Here is a 14,573-nt window from a genome sequence, read left to right as displayed (position 1 = left end):
AATTCGTCACCGGAGTATTCATGATCGACACGATCACCTCGACCGACTGGCTGCACACCTACGCCCTGCCGTGGGGCTTCAACCTGCTGTTCGCCATTGGCATTTTCATCCTCGGACGCTGGCTCGCGCACGGGGTCATCGCACTGAGCCGACGCCTGCTCGGGCGCGCCGGGCTCGACGAGATCCTGGTCAATTTCGTCGTATCCATCCTCCACGGCCTGCTGCTGGTGGTGGTGCTTATCGCCGCACTCGACCGCCTCGGCGTGGACACCACCTCGATGGTCGCGCTGATCGGCGCCGCCGGCCTCGCAATCGGCCTCGCGCTGCAGGACTCGCTGAAGAACTTCGCCGCCGGCGTGATGCTGATCGTGTTCCGCCCGTTCCGTGCCGGCGATTTCGTCGAGGCCGGCGGCACCCAGGGCGTGGTCGAGAAGATCAACATCTTCAGCTCCACCTTCCGCACCCCGGACAACCGCGAGATCATCGTCCCCAATGGCGCGATCTACTCGGGCGTGATCACCAACTACTCGGCGCGCGGCACCCGCCGCATCGACCTGCTGTTCAGCATCGGCTACGAGGACGACATCCGACAGGCGCGCGCGGTGATCGAGCGCGTGCTCGCTGCCGAACAGCGACTGCTGGCCGATCCGCCGCCCTTCATCGGCGTCGCCGAACTCGCCGCGCACAGCGTCGATCTGCACGTGCGCCCCTGGGTCAGCACCGCGGACTACTTCGCCACCATGTGCGAGCTCAAGGAGAAGGTGAAACTCGCCTTCGACGAACACGGCATCACCATTCCCTACCCGCAAATGGAGATCCATCCGCGGAAAGCCGCCTGAAGCACGTCGCGGCGATGGATGCCGCTGCCGATTGCTGGGACACCCGCATCGGCGCCGAATCGCCGCAGATGCTGTTATCCGAATCAAGCGCCCGTTCCGGGCACACCCGCCGTGGCGCGGATTTCAGTCCGCCGCAGGAGGTGATTCGGCCACCCGTGCCAGGCGAGCTCATCGACGGCATTGTGCCGAACGGTGGCCGGTCGCATTGCCCGGGCGGCAGAACGTAGTACGCTCACGCACCGAGCAACATTTCTCGCGCAGACAAGAACACCATGTTCTTCCGTTTCGCGGCCGATGCCGTCCTTGTGCTGCACCTGGCCTTCATCGTGTTCGTGGTGCTGGGCGGCATCCTGTCCTTCCGATGGCGCTGGATGCCGCTCGTCCACCTGCCAGCCGCAGGCTGGGGGGCCTTCGTCGAGCTGAGCGGCCGCATCTGCCCGCTGACCCCGCTCGAAAACCTGCTCCGCCTGCGAGCCGGCCAATCCGGCTATGCGGGCGGCTTCATCGAGCACTATGTTCTCGGCCTGATCTACCCTGCCGGGCTCACCCGCGACTGGCAGTTCATCCTTGCCGCAATCGTCATCTTTGCCAACATCGCGATTTACGCCGGGGTCGTCCTCAGACGACGCAGAGACCACGGCCGTGCGCCGACACACCCCGTGCCGCCGGCATAAGTGGGCGCGCCGCACGTGATCAGCGCTCAATCCGGGCGCCCCCGTCCCGCCGAAGGGGGATAACATTGCGCCTGTTCCGCGCAACAGCGCGTGTGCTTATCGAAAACCGGCCCCGCTCCCCGACCGCCCCGTGACCAGCAAACCCGACACTGCCCCTGCGCGCATCCCGACCATCACCATCGGCCTGCGCCCCCATATCGCGCCACTGATCGAAGACAGGCCACCCGCGGTGCGTGCCATCCTCGCCACGCTGCACGCGCTGCCCGACGGCGGCGTCCGTTTCGTGTTCGAGCTCGAGGGCGATCCCGCCCAACTGCGTATCCCGGCGCCATCCACCACGGACACCGCTGGCGCCGCTGACGCGTTGTGGCAGCACACCTGCTTCGAGGTTTTCCTCGCCGTGCCAGACGAAGAGGCATACCGCGAGTTCAATTTTTCGCCCGCGCGTCAATGGGCAGGCTACGCCTTCAGGGGCTACCGCGAACGCGACCAGGACTTCGCCACCACTGCCATACCGAGCATCCGTTTCGAACAGCGCACCGACAGCCTTACGCTGGAAGCGGAGTTGCCCGCGGCCGCCCTGCCGGCAGTGGCAGCCGGCACCGACCTGCGCGTCGCCGTGTCCGCGGTGATCGAGCGCAACGACGGCGAGATCGAATACTGGGCCGTCCATCACCCGGCCGCACAACCGGACTTCCACCATCGCGACGGCTTCGTCCTCGTCCTGACCACGGCGGCAGCGGAGGCGCCATGAGCAGCGCAATCCATTTCGGCCTCGATCGCCTGCTCGCCGACGCCGAACTGCGCCGTCCGCTCGCCGGCCGCCGGGTCGCACTGCTTGCCCACCCGGCCTCGGTCACCCGCGACCTCACCCACTCGCTCGATGCGCTCGCGACCCTGCCCGACCTGACGCTGACCGCCGCCTTTGGCCCACAACATGGCCTGCGCGGCGACAAGCAGGACAACATGGTCGAGTCGCCCGACTTCGTCGACCCGGTGCATCGCATCCCGGTGTTCAGCCTGTATGGCGAGGTCCGCCGCCCGAGTGCGGCGATGATGGACAGCTTCGACGTGCTGCTGGTCGACCTGCAGGACCTCGGTTGCCGCATCTACACCTTCATCACCACGCTGCGCTACGTGCTCGAGGAAGCCGCCCGCCACGGCAAGGCGATTTGGGTGCTCGACCGCCCCAACCCCGCCGGCCGACCGGTGGAAGGCACCCTGCTGCAAGCCGGCTGGGAGAGCTTCATCGGCGCCGCCCCGCTGCCGATGCGCCACGGCCTGACCATGGGTGAGCTGGCGCGCTGGTTCGTCACCACGCTGAAGCTCGATGTCGATTGCGAAGTGATCACGATGGATGGCTGGCAGCCGGACGCCGCCCCCGGCTTCGGCTGGCCGCTGGGCGAACGGAGCTGGGTCAACCCCAGCCCGAACGCGCCCAACCTGTCGATGGCGCGCGCCTATGCCGGCACCGTGATGCTGGAGGGCACCACCCTGTCCGAAGGCCGCGGCACCACCCGCCCGCTGGAGCTGTTCGGCGCCCCGGACATCGACGCCCGCGCCCTGATCGCCGAGATGCGGGCCCTCGCCCCCGACTGGTTGCACGGCTGCGTGCTGCGCGAATGCTGGTTCGAGCCGACCTTCCACAAGCATGCCGGCAAGCTGTGCCGCGGCGTGCAGATCCACGTCGAGGACCTGCAGCATTACGAGCATGCCGCCTTCCGCCCGTGGCGGGTACAGGCGCTCGCGTTCAAGGCCCTGCGCCTGCTGCAGCCCGACTACCCGCTGTGGCGCGACTTCGCCTACGAGTACGAGCACGACCGCCTGGCCATCGATCTGATCAACGGCAGCCCCTCGCTGCGCCTGTGGGTCGACGACGCCGATGCGCAAGCGCGCGACCTCGATGCGATCGCGCTGCCCGACGAGGCGACGTGGCGCGAACAACGTGCCCCCTTTCTGCTTTACCCCTGATCCCCGCCCAAGCAACCGGAGCCGTCGCGATGAAACATGCCCTCAAGATCTTCGCCTGTAATTCCAACGACGGTCTCGCCACCGAAATCTGCAACCGCCTCGGCGTACGTCTGAGCCAGATGGAGATCTCGCGCTTCTCCAACGACAACCTTCATGTCCAGATCCAGGAGAACGTGCGCGAGCGCGACGTGTTCGTGGTGCAATCCTTCACCGCCCCGGTGAGCGACCACATCATGGAACTGATGATCACCCTCGACGCGTTGCGCAGCGCGTCGGCCCAGCGCATCACCGCGATCATCCCGTACTACTCCTACGCCCGTTCGGACAAGAAGGACAAGCCACGGATCTCGATCACCGCGCGCCTGATCGCCGACATGCTGGCGACCGCCGGCGCCAGTCGGGTGCTCACCATGGACCTGCACGCCGACCAGGTGCATGGCTTCTTCAGCGTCCCGGTCGACCACCTGACCGCGATCCCGACCATCGCCGAGCACTTCCGCCAGCGCCACGACCTGTCGAACATGGTCGCGGTTGCCACCGACGCCGGCGGCGCCAAGCGCGTGGGGCGCTTTTCCGAGCGACTGGGGATTCCGATGGCGATCATCGACAAGCGCCGGGTCAGCGATACCGACGTCAAGCAGGGCGAAGTGGTGGGCGAAGTGCACGGTCGCGACGCGGTGATCTTCGAGGACGAGATCTCCACCGGCGGCACCCTGATCTCGACCATCGAGACCCTGCGCGCAGCCGGCGCGCGCAGCATTCACGCCTGTGCGGTGCATGGCGTCCTGTGCGGCCCGGCGATCGACCGCCTGCGGGACGCGCCGATCGACTCGATCGTGGTCACCAACACCGTGCACGTCGCTGCCGAAAAACGTCTCGACAAGCTCACCGTGCTCACCGTCGCCCCGCTGTTCGCGTCGGCCATCGAACGCATCCACAGCGGGGAGAGCGTCGGCGCGCTGTTCGAATAAGGCGAACTCGCCACTGCGCGCACCTTCATCCAAGGGCAAAAAAAAACGACCCATTGAACGGGTCGTTTCTTTTGCTTCGGTGTGCCTGAATTCGGCTTAGCGTCGTCCGCGCAGCCGCATTGCACCGATACCGAACAAGCCGAGTCCGATCAATGCAATCGCACCGGGTTCCGGCACCGCCGCCACCGCGGTGTCGGGCAGCAAGGCAAACGCGAAATGGGTGCTCGATCTCGCGTCCAGGCGGCTCGCGGTATAAAGCGTGTCGCCATTCAGGTCCTTGAACACGACCTCGTAGATGTCGCGGTTCGAGCAGCAATCGGTACGCCCCCAGATCGCGATCGACACCAACTCCTGCACGCTCGGCAAAGTGATCGTCAGCGTATCGCCGGTCCGGGGGTTGCCTTCATGAAAAATCTGGCCCGCTGCCCAGTTGCCCGCAGTGATGCCGTCGATTGCCTTGGAAGGCGACGATGCCGCGTCCCAGGAATCGGGCGCGCTCGCGGTCGCGCCGAAGCTCGTCAGGGCGACGTCGACCGCGAGGTCATTGATCGCGACCACTTCAGCAACCTGAAGCCATTCGCCGATCGAATTCGAAACTTCGATTGTCTTGACGCCGACCAGCCCGGCTTGCGCACTGAATGCAGTGCACAGCATCAGCGCAGCCGCGACGCCCAAACGAGCAAACGGCACCATTTTGCTTTTTTTCATGAATTTGTCCTGTTTGTTTATGGGATCGCGCAATCCAACCTTAAGTTGATATCGGCGCGTTTTTAACAAACTTAGCAAATTCAGTGCCAAATCTCGCTATGGAATTTTCTCTTTACAATTCATGGAGATGGAAATTCCAGTCACGCGACGATGCGGTTGACGGCAGCTCAGTGTAAAAAAATCCGACACGCCCGGTTCGGCTCAGCCGGCCTGGGTACCGTCTTGCTGGGTGGCGATTTCGGCCCGCACCTGCTCCATGTCGAGCCCGCGCACCCCTTCGATCACCTGCTGCAGACTGCTCGCCGGCAGCGCCCCGGACTCGCGAAAGACCATGATGTTGTCACGGATCACCGCGATCGTCGGGATCGAGCGGATCTGGAAGGTGCCCGCCAGTTCCTGCTGGGCCTCGGTGTCGATCTTGCCGAACACGATGTCGGGATTCGCGGCGGCAGCGGCTTCGTAGACGGGCGCAAAGCCGCGGCACGGCCCGCACCACTCGGCCCAGAAATCGAGAAACACGATATCGTTGTTCGCGATCGTGTCGTTGAAATTGTCTGCGGTGATTTCGACGCTGCTCATGCTCCGGCTCCCGTTGAGGTTTGCCGGCAGCTTACAACATGAGGCAGCAGCCCGTAAGCGACGGGCGTGCCGGTATGGGTGCAGGCTCGGGCGCTCCGCCTGAGCCTGCACCTCGATACAAGGCTTTTTTTCCCCTACTTCCTGCCGCCGAACACGAACAGCAGACCGCCCGCTGCGATGGCGCCGATCCCCGCCCACATGGGGACATTGATCGTCTCCGTTTCCTTTACCGTCAGCTCGAGCGGACCCACCTTGACCGCGGTCGTGTCCTTCGTATAGCTGAAGCCACCGTAGATCAGCGCGAGAACTCCGGCCACGACGAGCGTGATCGCTACCAGTTTTACCGAATTCATATCATCCACTTCCTGCGCTCCTGGCACCCAAGCTTCAGCGCGGGCTGCGCCGAGATTAATGCCATGATGTCATTGAAGCACAGCTTGACCTGTATCGGCGCCCGGCGGTGCTGTAACAGCGTTTGTAACCGGGCGGCGCAGCCGGCCGCTTGCTGCACGACGCGCCGGGTGTCGGAGATCGGCCGGCCGCAGCCTCGAGCGCAATCCTCCCGCGATATTCCGCAAGCGGATCCCCGGCCCACCCCGAGGACGTTCCGACACGTCACACGTGGCGAATCTGCCGACTATAGTGTATGCATACTTCACACGCGGATCGGTCGCGAAAGCCCGCCGGCCACCGCCCTCATGGCGTGCAGATCTTCCTCTCCTACTCGTCGAGCGACAAGGACACGGCCGAGACGCTCTGCTGCACACTACAGGCCGCGGGGCACGAGGTGTTCTTCGACCGCGAGGATCTTCCACCCGGCCAGGATTACAACGAGCGCATCCGGCAAGCGATCCGCGACAGCGACCTGTTCATCTTCCTGATCACGCCCGAGGCCGTCGCCCCCGGCCGCTACACCCTGACCGAACTCAAGATCGCCAGCCGCAAGTGGCCCAACCCAGCGGGACGGGTGTTACCGGTCATGGTCGCCCCCACGCCTTTCTCCAGCGTGCCGGCCTACCTGTCGTCGGTGACCGTGCTCGTTCCGGTGGGCAACCTCGCGGCCGAAGTGGCGCTGGAAGTCGCCGATCTTGCCGCGAGCATCCAGCCTGCGCCCGCCGCCACATCCGATCATCCGCAGCCCTCGCCGGGCGGCGAGGAGGCGGGGATTCGCTACCAGTCGCTGGAACTGCGCTTCAGCCCCGGCCACGACGGCCGCTATCCGCTCGCGCTCGGCGCCACGCCCGACCGCGCATCCGAACAGGAGAGCTGTCCGCTCGACCCCGCGGCGCTCGAAGCCCGCCTGTGGGCCGCTCCCACGGCGGCTGCCGGCGAGGTGCGCCGCGGTGGCGCCCCGGTGCAGACATGGCTGCCCTCGGCGGCCGATGCGCGCGAAGTGGGCCGGCAACTGTACGAAGCGCTCTTTTCCGGGCCGTATCGACCGCTGCTGGACCAGCACCTGCGGTCGATCGACCCCCAGCGCGGCGAAGGCCTGCGCTTCCTGATCAACACCACCGCCACCCCCGACCTCGGGCGTCTGCCATGGGAATTCATCTATAGTCCGGCGCAGGACGATTTCCTGTTCTCCGACCGCATGAAGCCGGTCGTGCGCTGGCTCGATGTCGACGCACCGGCGCCCACGCTGGCCGTCACTCCGCCGCTGCGCCTGATGATCGCGATCGCGGCACCGGCCGGGCGGCCCGATCTGGCCGTGGGCGAGGAGCTCGCCCAGCTCGACACCGCGCTCGTCGAGCTTGCCGACGGCGGGCTCGTCCACATCGACCGATTGCCGCACACCAGCCTGGAAAGTCTCGACAATGCGCTGCTGCAGCATCGCCCCCATGTGCTGCACTTCATCGGACACGGCGATTTCACCGGTGACGACGGCATGATCGTGCTCGAAGCCGAACGTCCGTCTGGCGCGGCCGACCCGATCACGGGGCGCCAACTCGCGATCCTGCTGCGCAACCACCTCGCCAGCCTGCGCCTGGTCTTCCTCAACAGCTGCATGGGTGCCACCACCTCGCAACTCGACCCTTTCGGCGGGGTCGCCCAGAACCTGATCCGGCGGGGCATTCCGGCGGTGATCGCAATGCAGTTCGCGATTCCGGACCACGCTGCGATCGCACTGGCCCGCCATTTCTACCGTTACCTCGCCGCCGGCCAACCGGTCGACACCGCCCTCACCTCGGCCCGCGCCTTCCTGTTTGCACGCGGCTATCCAGTGGAATGGGGGGCCCCGGCGCTGCACATGCGCGCACCCGACGGGCGCCTGTTCGACATCACCGCGCGTCCCGCCCCTAACGCTGCACCCCTTGCCATTCCCGCCACCGAGCCGCCGGCCGATAACCGGAGCGCGGCGCAGGAGCCACCTGCAGCGATGGCGCCCGCCCCACCCGCTTCGCCGCCACCTGGCGCACAAGCAGCCGCCCCGCGTCGGCGCGGACAGGTGTGGGGCGTCGTGGCGGGCGTGGCGGGGCTCATGCTGTTTGCCGGCTGGTGGCTGGCGACGACCGGACTGGAAGACGAAGCCCCGCCCACAGACCTTGCACCCGTCGCCGTTGCACCCTCGCCGACGCCCGCTCCTGCCCCAACTCCTGCCCCAACTCCTGCCCCAACTCCTGCCCCAACTCCTGCCCCAACTCCTGCCCCAACTCCTGCCCCTGCTCCTGCCCCTGCTCCTTCACTACCGGAACCCGCACCGGCACCGCCCCTGCCCGCGCCGGCATCGGAAGCGGTACCCTACGCCCACGCACTGAGCTCGCTGCAGCAAGGCGCGGAGGATGAAGGACTGGGCCAGCTCGATGAGGCCCTGCGGGCGGACGACGGCCTCGCGGCCCTGTCCACCCTCCCCGCCGGGCAGCGCGCCGAACTCGCCGCCCGTCTGCGTGCGATCGCGACCCAGGCGCTCGCCGCCGACCAGCCGGGCAAGGCGGCCGGCGCCGCGCAGATGCTGATGGAGGTCGAACCCGAACGCCCGGAGAACCTCGCCCTGCTGCACGAGATCCTGGCGCATTTTCCGACCGCGACGATCGACCCCGCCGCCGGCGAGGAGCCGCTCGCGCCGGGCGCAGGTGCAGGCACCGACACTGGCACCGGCATGGGTAGCGGTTCCGGTAGCGGTTCCGGCGCCATCTTCACCTATACCGTCCGCCGCGGCGACAGCCTGTGGCGCATCGCCGCGCATCACTACGGCGATGGAGCGCAATGGCCGCGCATCGTCGAGGCCAACCGGCCGCCGCTGACCGACCCGGACCTTATTTTCCCCGGTCAGCAGCTCGAAATCATCGACCCCGTTGCCACCGCCTACCGGGTCGCGCCGGGCGACACCCTATGGCACATCGCCGCTCGCTTCTATGGCGACCCGGATCAATGGCCCCGCATTCACGCGGCCAACCGCCGCACGGTGATCAACCCCGACCGTCTCCGCCCCGGCCAGTTGCTGTGGCTGCCGACGCCGCCCTGACCACATGGATCGTGTTATCCGAGTCAAGCACCCGTTTCGGGCACAGCCGCTGCAGGACGGGTTTCAACCCGCAGCAGGTGGTAATTTGGGCACGAGCGCCGAGGCCGGGCACCTGTGGCCGACTGAAGTCGGCCCTACGGAAACCAGCAGCCCGCCACACTGCACTACGCCTGCGCCGGCACGAAGCGCAGCGCCACGCCGTTGTTGCACCAGCGCTTGCCGGTGGGCTTCGGGCCGTCGTCGAACACGTGGCCATGGTGGCCGCCGCAGCGCGCGCAGTGGTATTCGGTGCGCGGCAGGATCAGCTTGAAATCGCGCTCGAGTTCGAACGCGCCCGGCAAGGTGGTGAAAAAGCTGGGCCAGCCGGTGCCGCTGTCGTACTTCATGTCCGAGGTAAACAACGGCAGTTCGCAGCCCGCACACACATAGGTGCCCGTGCGCTTTTCGTCGTTGAGCGGGCTGGTCCACGGCGCCTCGGTGCCTTCCTTGCGGAGCACCTCGTACTGGGCGGGCGTGAGCAGTGCTTTCCACTCCGCATCGGTTTTCTCGATTTTGTCGATCATCGGCCCCTCCGGTTTGTCCTCGCGCGCGGCAAAGCTGCGCACGAACGGGTAGCTTGCCGCGCCGATCAGGCCGGTCAGGAAATAGCGTCGTTTCATGGTTGTTTCTCCTTCCGGAAACCCGGAGTGTGTCACCCTGCCTGCGGCAGGGCGAAGTCGATACAGGTGCCGCGCTGGCGTTCCGACTGCACCCGCATCGCGCTGCCATGCAGGTCCAGGATGCGCTTGACGATCGCCAGGCCCAGTCCGGCGCTCGGGCCGGGGGCGGTCTGGCTGGCATCGCTGGCGCGCCAGTAGCGCTCGAAGATGTGCGGCAAGTGCTCCTCGGCGATGCCGCTGCCGGTGTCGCTGACGCTGACCCGGTATTGCGCGGCCTCGGCGCTGACGCCGAGCGACACCGTGCCGCCGGCGGGCGTATGGCGCAGCGCGTTGTCGATCAGGTTCTGCAGCACGCGCTCGATCAGGGCGATATCCGCCACCACTTCCGCCTTGCGATGACTGTCGCCCGACAGGCACAGCGTGACGCCGCATTGCTGGGCATTGAGCTGGTAGCTCTGGATCACGTCCTGCAGCAGTTCGGACAGGCAGAACACCTCGCGCCGCGGCTCGACCCGCCCCGACTCGAGCTTGGACAGCTCGAACAGGTCCGACACCCGGGCGCCGAGCCGGGTGGCGTGGCGCATCACGGTGCGCAGGTGCTGCTCGCGGGTGGCCGCATCCAGTTGGTCGCCGCCCAGGATCAGGGTCTCGACATAACCCTGGATGCTGGCGAGCGGGGTGTGCAGATCGTGCGAGATGTTGCTGATCAGTTCGCGGCGCATGCGGTCGTTGTCCTCGATCTGCGCGAACTGCTCGGCCACCCGCCGCTGCAGCGCGTCGGTGGCGTCGCGCAGCAGCGCGATCTCGTCGCCCTGCGCGGGTACCGGAGCGGCAGGGTCGCCGGCGCGGAAGGTCTGCACCTGCGCGGTGAGCTGGCGCAGCGGGCGGGTCAGCGTGCGCAACGCGATCGCCAGCACCAGGCCGGCGAGCACCAGCGCGAGCGCGACCCCGATCGCGATCTGGCGCAGCGCACTGGAGTTGGCGAGCGCTTCGGTCAGGGTCTGGGTGTCCTGGCCCTGCAACACCACGTACAGATAGCCCGCGGCACTTCCGCCCTGCGGCAGCGGTGCGACCGAGATGATATTGCGCTGTCCCGGGCGGCGCGGGTCGTCGCCGAACAGCGGCAGTTTGGGGGCCGCGCGGCCGGCGTCGACCAGTTGCCGGATCGGCACGACATCGACCCGGGCGCCGAGCGGCACGCTGTCTTCGAGCGCGTGGCCGATCACGCGCCCGCCGGCGTCGAGCAGATACACCTCGACCGCCGGGTTGATCATCATCACCTGGGTGGCCATGGTCTGCATCAGCTCGATGTCGGGCCGACCGTCCGCGCTGATCAATGGCCGCGGCTGGTGGGCGACGATGTACTGCGCCAGATCCAGATTGAGGCGCTGGGTGGCCTCGAGCGCGGTCACCACGCCGTAATGGCGCGCCAGCCCGAGCAGTGCCGCCCCCATCAGGGTGAGCAGCAACAGCACCACCAGCGTGATGCGCACATGCAGGCGGCGCCGGAACGGGATGCCCTGGCGGCGGCTCACGGCACGGCCTCGAAGCGGTAGCCCACGCCCCACACGGTGTGGATGTAGTTCGCGTCGGTGCGCTCGTCGCCGAGCTTGGCGCGCAGGCGGTTGATGTGGCTGTTGACGGTGTGGTCGTAGCCGTCGTGGCCATAACCCCACACCGTGGACAGCAGTTCGGCGCGGGTGAACACCCGCCCCGGGTGGCTGGCAAAGTGCCACAGCAGGTCGAATTCGCGCGGCGTCAGGGTGATCTCCTCTTCGGCCAGCCAGGCCCGGCGCTGCACCCGGTCGACCCGCAAGCCGCCGGCGTCGATCCGGGCCGGGGCATCGTCGGCCGTCTCCGGCCTCGCGCCGTGTGCCGCACGACGCAGCAGGGCCTTGATCCGCGCCTGCAGCTCGAGCACGCTGAACGGCTTGGTCAGATAGTCATCCGCGCCCAGTTCCAGCCCAAGCACGCGGTCGAGCTCGCTCGAACGTGCGGTGAGCATCAGGATGGGCACGCGGGCGCTCTGCGCGCGCACCGCCCGGCACACATCGAGGCCACCGATCCGGGGCAGGCGCAGATCGAGCACGATCACATCCCAGTGCTGCGCCAGCGCGAGATCGAGGCCGGCCTGGCCGTCATGCGCGACCTCCACCCGGGCGGGCAGCTCGGACAGGTGCAGCACCAGCAGCGCGGCCAGATCCTGCTCGTCCTCGATGACGAGAATGCGGCGTTCGGCGGCAGGAGCGTTCATTTGCGGGTCACCTTCGGTTCCGGTTGCAGCTTGCGACGCGGCCATCGCGCCCGGCGTGCACCGTCTGCCACGATGATCGCGCACGGCCGGCCGGGAAGTCCTCACGAAATCATCACGGAAGCGTCATCGTTCGGATGCGCGACTCCCTGTATCCGACCGCCGGATTGCGGCTTCGTTACCGTCCGCCCCCGCGCCACCCGCAGCTTATGACATCGATGATCAATTCGTGATCATTTCGTGAGGATTCGTCCGCCGCCCCCGGCGCAGCATTGACCTCAGGCAGCAAACGCATACCGCATCCGCAGCTGCCGCCTTCCATCACCCTCCAGAAAAAGGAAACCGACATGAACACGATGCTCAATGGCGCCCGCGTCGCCGCCCTCGCCGCGGCCTTCGCCGCCTCCTCCATGGCATTCGCCGCCGATGCCCCTGCCGGTTCGACCGGCAAGGCGGTCGCGGCAAGCGACACCGTGCACTGCTACGGCACCAATGCGTGCAAGGGCCAGGCCGACTGCAAGACCACCCAGAACGCGTGCAAGGGGCAGAACGCGTGCAAGGGGCATGGCTTCAAGGCGCAGAAAGCCGCCGAATGCCTGTCGTCCGGCGGGGTCATCGGCGACGTCGGCTGATCGCCCTTTCCCACCGGCCCGATGCGCGGCGCGCCTGCGCATCGGGCTCCGACCGGAGACCGCACCGCATGAATGCACCGATCGCCGCGGACCCTGCCCGCACCACGCCGCCCGCGCGGTTCGCCGGCTTCGGCCTCGGCCTGAGGCCCGCGCACTACCCCGACTTCGTCGCCACACCACAGCCGGTGGACTGGCTCGAGATCATTTCCGAGAACTACATGATCCAGGGCGGCAAGCCACTGGCGATGCTTGAGCGGATCCGCGCCGACTACCCGGTGGCGATGCACGGCGTATCGATGTCGATCGGCTCGGTCGCAGCGCTCGACCGCGCCTACCTGCGCCAGCTCAAGGCCTTCGCCCGCCGCATCGAGCCGATGTGGATCTCCGACCACCTGTGCTGGACCGGCGTGCACGGGGTGAACATGCACGACCTCTTCCCGCTGCCCTACACCGAGGAGGCGCTGCGCCACGTGGTGGCGCGCGTCAGTCAGGTGCAGGACCTGCTGGAAACGCGCCTGGTGATCGAGAACGTATCGAGCTACATCGCCTACGCGGACTCGGAAATGAGCGAGTGGGCCTTCCTCGCTGCGGTCGCGGAAGAGGCCGACTGCCTGCTGCTGCTCGACGTGAACAACATTTACGTGAGCGGCATGAACCACGGCTTCGAGCCGCGCCACTTCATCGACGCCGTGCCGCCCGGGCGCGTCCGGCAGATTCATCTGGCCGGGCATTCGGACGCGGGCGACATGATCATCGACACCCACGACGCGCCGGTGGCCGATGCGGTGTTCGAACTCTACGCCCACGCCTACCGGCGCTTCGGCCCGGTGAGCACGATGATCGAACGCGACGCGGCCATCCCGCCGCTGGCGGAACTGTGTGCCGAGCTCGACCGGGTGCGCGACATCGCCGCACGCGAGTGGCGCCGGGACGCCGCACCGGCGGAGGATGGAACGTGTCTGATCTGAGCACCGGCCCGCTGGCCGCGCTGCAGTCGCGCATTCAGGCCTACGTCCTGGACGCCGCACCCGACGGACAGCCTGTCCTGCCGCTGCTGCAGGGCCGTGCGAACGGACGACCGGACGATGCCAAAGGTGGACGCCCGAAGGCCGCCATCGACACCGCCGGGCGCGGGCTGGCGATCTACCATTCGGCCTATCGATCCAGGCTGCGCGAGGCGCTCGGCGCGGTCTACGAGCGCACCTGGGCCTACCTCGGCGACGACGAGTTCGACGCCCTGTGCGCCCGCCACATCGAGGCCGAGCGCTCCAGCTCCCGCAACCTGCGCGATTACGGCAGCGCCTTTCCCGCGCTGTTGCACCGGGCCCTGCCCGACGACCCCGAGGTGGCCGAACTCGCGACCATGGACTGGAAGCTCCACCTTGCCTTCGACGCCCCCGACACCACCGCGCTCACCGCGACCCAGCTGTCCGCGCTCGACGAGTCCGACTGGGCGCAGGCCCGCCTGGCGTTTCAGCCGGCGATGTCGCTCGCGGTCTTCGAGTGGAACGTGCTCGAGGTCTGGCATGCACTCGACCACGGCCTCGAACCGCCGGCCGTGCGCCGGCTCCCGGCGCCGATCGCCCATCTGTTCTGGCGCAGCGAACAGCGCGCGCGCTTTCGTACACTGGCGCCCGACGAGCACGCGGCGCTGCAGGGTCTGGGGCAGGGCGTGCGTTTTGCCGAGGTATGCGAACGCATCGCCCGCGACCATCCCGACGCCGGCGAGCGGATCGGCGGCTGGCTCGGGCGCTGGCTCGCGGACGCGCTGATCCGCACCATCGAACGCGACCCGGAGCCCTGAGCGCACGGCGACCGGAACCGGG

Annotated in this window: 15 protein-coding genes; 9 read left to right on the top strand and 6 right to left on the bottom strand. The window is 67.5% G+C overall.

The genetic code is table 11. The features are described 5' to 3' along the window. Nucleotides 1-20 precede the first annotated feature (20 nt). From AC3A35_RS00225 to AC3A35_RS00205, 5 genes are all read left to right on the top strand, one after another. A complete protein-coding gene (locus AC3A35_RS00225; protein ID WP_487433778.1) occupies nucleotides 21-839 on the top strand; it encodes a mechanosensitive ion channel family protein in 819 nt (272 codons plus the stop codon). Nucleotides 840-1,111: 272 nt separating this feature from the next. Then, nucleotides 1,112-1,513, top strand: a complete 402-nt coding sequence (locus AC3A35_RS00220; protein ID WP_487433777.1) for a DUF2784 domain-containing protein — start codon at nucleotides 1,112-1,114, stop codon at nucleotides 1,511-1,513. A gap of 130 nt (nucleotides 1,514-1,643) precedes the next feature. Further along, nucleotides 1,644-2,267, top strand: coding sequence for a DOMON-like domain-containing protein (locus AC3A35_RS00215; protein WP_487433776.1), 624 nt, complete (start codon nucleotides 1,644-1,646; stop codon nucleotides 2,265-2,267). Next, nucleotides 2,264-3,484 (top strand): exo-beta-N-acetylmuramidase NamZ family protein, encoded by a 1,221-nt coding sequence (locus AC3A35_RS00210; protein WP_487433775.1) that lies wholly within the window; start codon nucleotides 2,264-2,266, stop codon nucleotides 3,482-3,484. Before AC3A35_RS00215 ends, AC3A35_RS00210 begins: the two co-directional genes overlap by 4 nt. Nucleotides 3,485-3,513: 29 nt before the next feature. Beyond that, entirely contained in the window at nucleotides 3,514-4,455 is a 942-nt protein-coding gene (locus tag AC3A35_RS00205) for a ribose-phosphate diphosphokinase (protein ID WP_487433774.1), read from the top strand. Between the two features lie 96 nt (nucleotides 4,456-4,551). Here AC3A35_RS00205 and AC3A35_RS00200 read toward each other — a convergent pair whose 3' ends face one another. From AC3A35_RS00200 to AC3A35_RS00190, 3 genes are all read right to left on the bottom strand, one after another. Continuing rightward, nucleotides 4,552-5,253, bottom strand: a complete 702-nt coding sequence (locus AC3A35_RS00200) for a PEP-CTERM sorting domain-containing protein (RefSeq protein WP_487433773.1) — start codon at nucleotides 5,251-5,253, stop codon at nucleotides 4,552-4,554. A gap of 111 nt (nucleotides 5,254-5,364) precedes the next feature. Next, nucleotides 5,365-5,742: a thioredoxin family protein gene (locus AC3A35_RS00195; protein WP_487433772.1), complete on the bottom strand. Its 378-nt coding sequence runs from the start codon at nucleotides 5,740-5,742 to the stop codon at nucleotides 5,365-5,367. 134 nt (nucleotides 5,743-5,876) lie between these two features. After that, on the bottom strand, nucleotides 5,877-6,095 hold the full coding sequence (locus AC3A35_RS00190; RefSeq protein WP_487433771.1) for a hypothetical protein: 219 nt from the start codon (nucleotides 6,093-6,095) through the stop codon (nucleotides 5,877-5,879). A 350-nt stretch (nucleotides 6,096-6,445) separates the two neighbouring features. Between AC3A35_RS00190 and AC3A35_RS00185 the strand changes: the two genes are divergently transcribed. Further along, entirely contained in the window at nucleotides 6,446-9,205 is a 2,760-nt protein-coding gene (locus AC3A35_RS00185; RefSeq protein WP_487433770.1) for a CHAT domain-containing protein, read from the top strand. 164 nt (nucleotides 9,206-9,369) lie between these two features. On the opposite strand, the gene msrB is transcribed toward AC3A35_RS00185, so the two are convergent. From msrB to AC3A35_RS00170, 3 genes are read right to left on the bottom strand one after another with little or no spacing between them, the layout of a single operon-like run. After that, complete coding sequence (gene msrB / locus AC3A35_RS00180; protein WP_487433769.1) at nucleotides 9,370-9,864, bottom strand: peptide-methionine (R)-S-oxide reductase MsrB; 495 nt, start codon at nucleotides 9,862-9,864, stop codon at nucleotides 9,370-9,372. Nucleotides 9,865-9,896: 32 nt separating this feature from the next. Continuing rightward, nucleotides 9,897-11,399, bottom strand: coding sequence for a sensor histidine kinase (locus AC3A35_RS00175; RefSeq protein WP_487433768.1), 1,503 nt, complete (start codon nucleotides 11,397-11,399; stop codon nucleotides 9,897-9,899). Then, nucleotides 11,396-12,118, bottom strand: coding sequence for a response regulator transcription factor (locus tag AC3A35_RS00170; RefSeq protein WP_487433767.1), 723 nt, complete (start codon nucleotides 12,116-12,118; stop codon nucleotides 11,396-11,398). Before AC3A35_RS00170 ends, AC3A35_RS00175 begins: the two co-directional genes overlap by 4 nt. Nucleotides 12,119-12,462: 344 nt before the next feature. Between AC3A35_RS00170 and bufA2 the strand changes: the two genes are divergently transcribed. From bufA2 to AC3A35_RS00155, 3 genes are all read left to right on the top strand, one after another. Beyond that, nucleotides 12,463-12,747 carry a BufA2 family periplasmic bufferin-type metallophore gene (gene bufA2 / locus AC3A35_RS00165; RefSeq protein ID WP_487433765.1) on the top strand — a complete coding sequence of 95 codons (285 nt, stop codon included), beginning with the start codon at nucleotides 12,463-12,465 and terminating at the stop codon, nucleotides 12,745-12,747. Between the two features lie 68 nt (nucleotides 12,748-12,815). After that, nucleotides 12,816-13,715 carry an MNIO family bufferin maturase gene (gene bufB, locus AC3A35_RS00160; protein WP_487433764.1) on the top strand — a complete coding sequence of 300 codons (900 nt, stop codon included), beginning with the start codon at nucleotides 12,816-12,818 and terminating at the stop codon, nucleotides 13,713-13,715. After that, on the top strand, nucleotides 13,703-14,551 hold the full coding sequence (locus AC3A35_RS00155; RefSeq protein WP_487433763.1) for an HvfC/BufC family peptide modification chaperone: 849 nt from the start codon (nucleotides 13,703-13,705) through the stop codon (nucleotides 14,549-14,551). The genes bufB and AC3A35_RS00155 overlap by 13 nt, the downstream gene beginning before the upstream one ends. Nucleotides 14,552-14,573 lie beyond the last annotated feature (22 nt).

It is taken from the genome of Azoarcus sp. Soil_N_20, assembly GCF_057656155.1.
The sequence above is the reverse complement of the archived record's forward strand: the minus strand, read 5'-3'. Positions and strand labels throughout refer to the sequence as shown.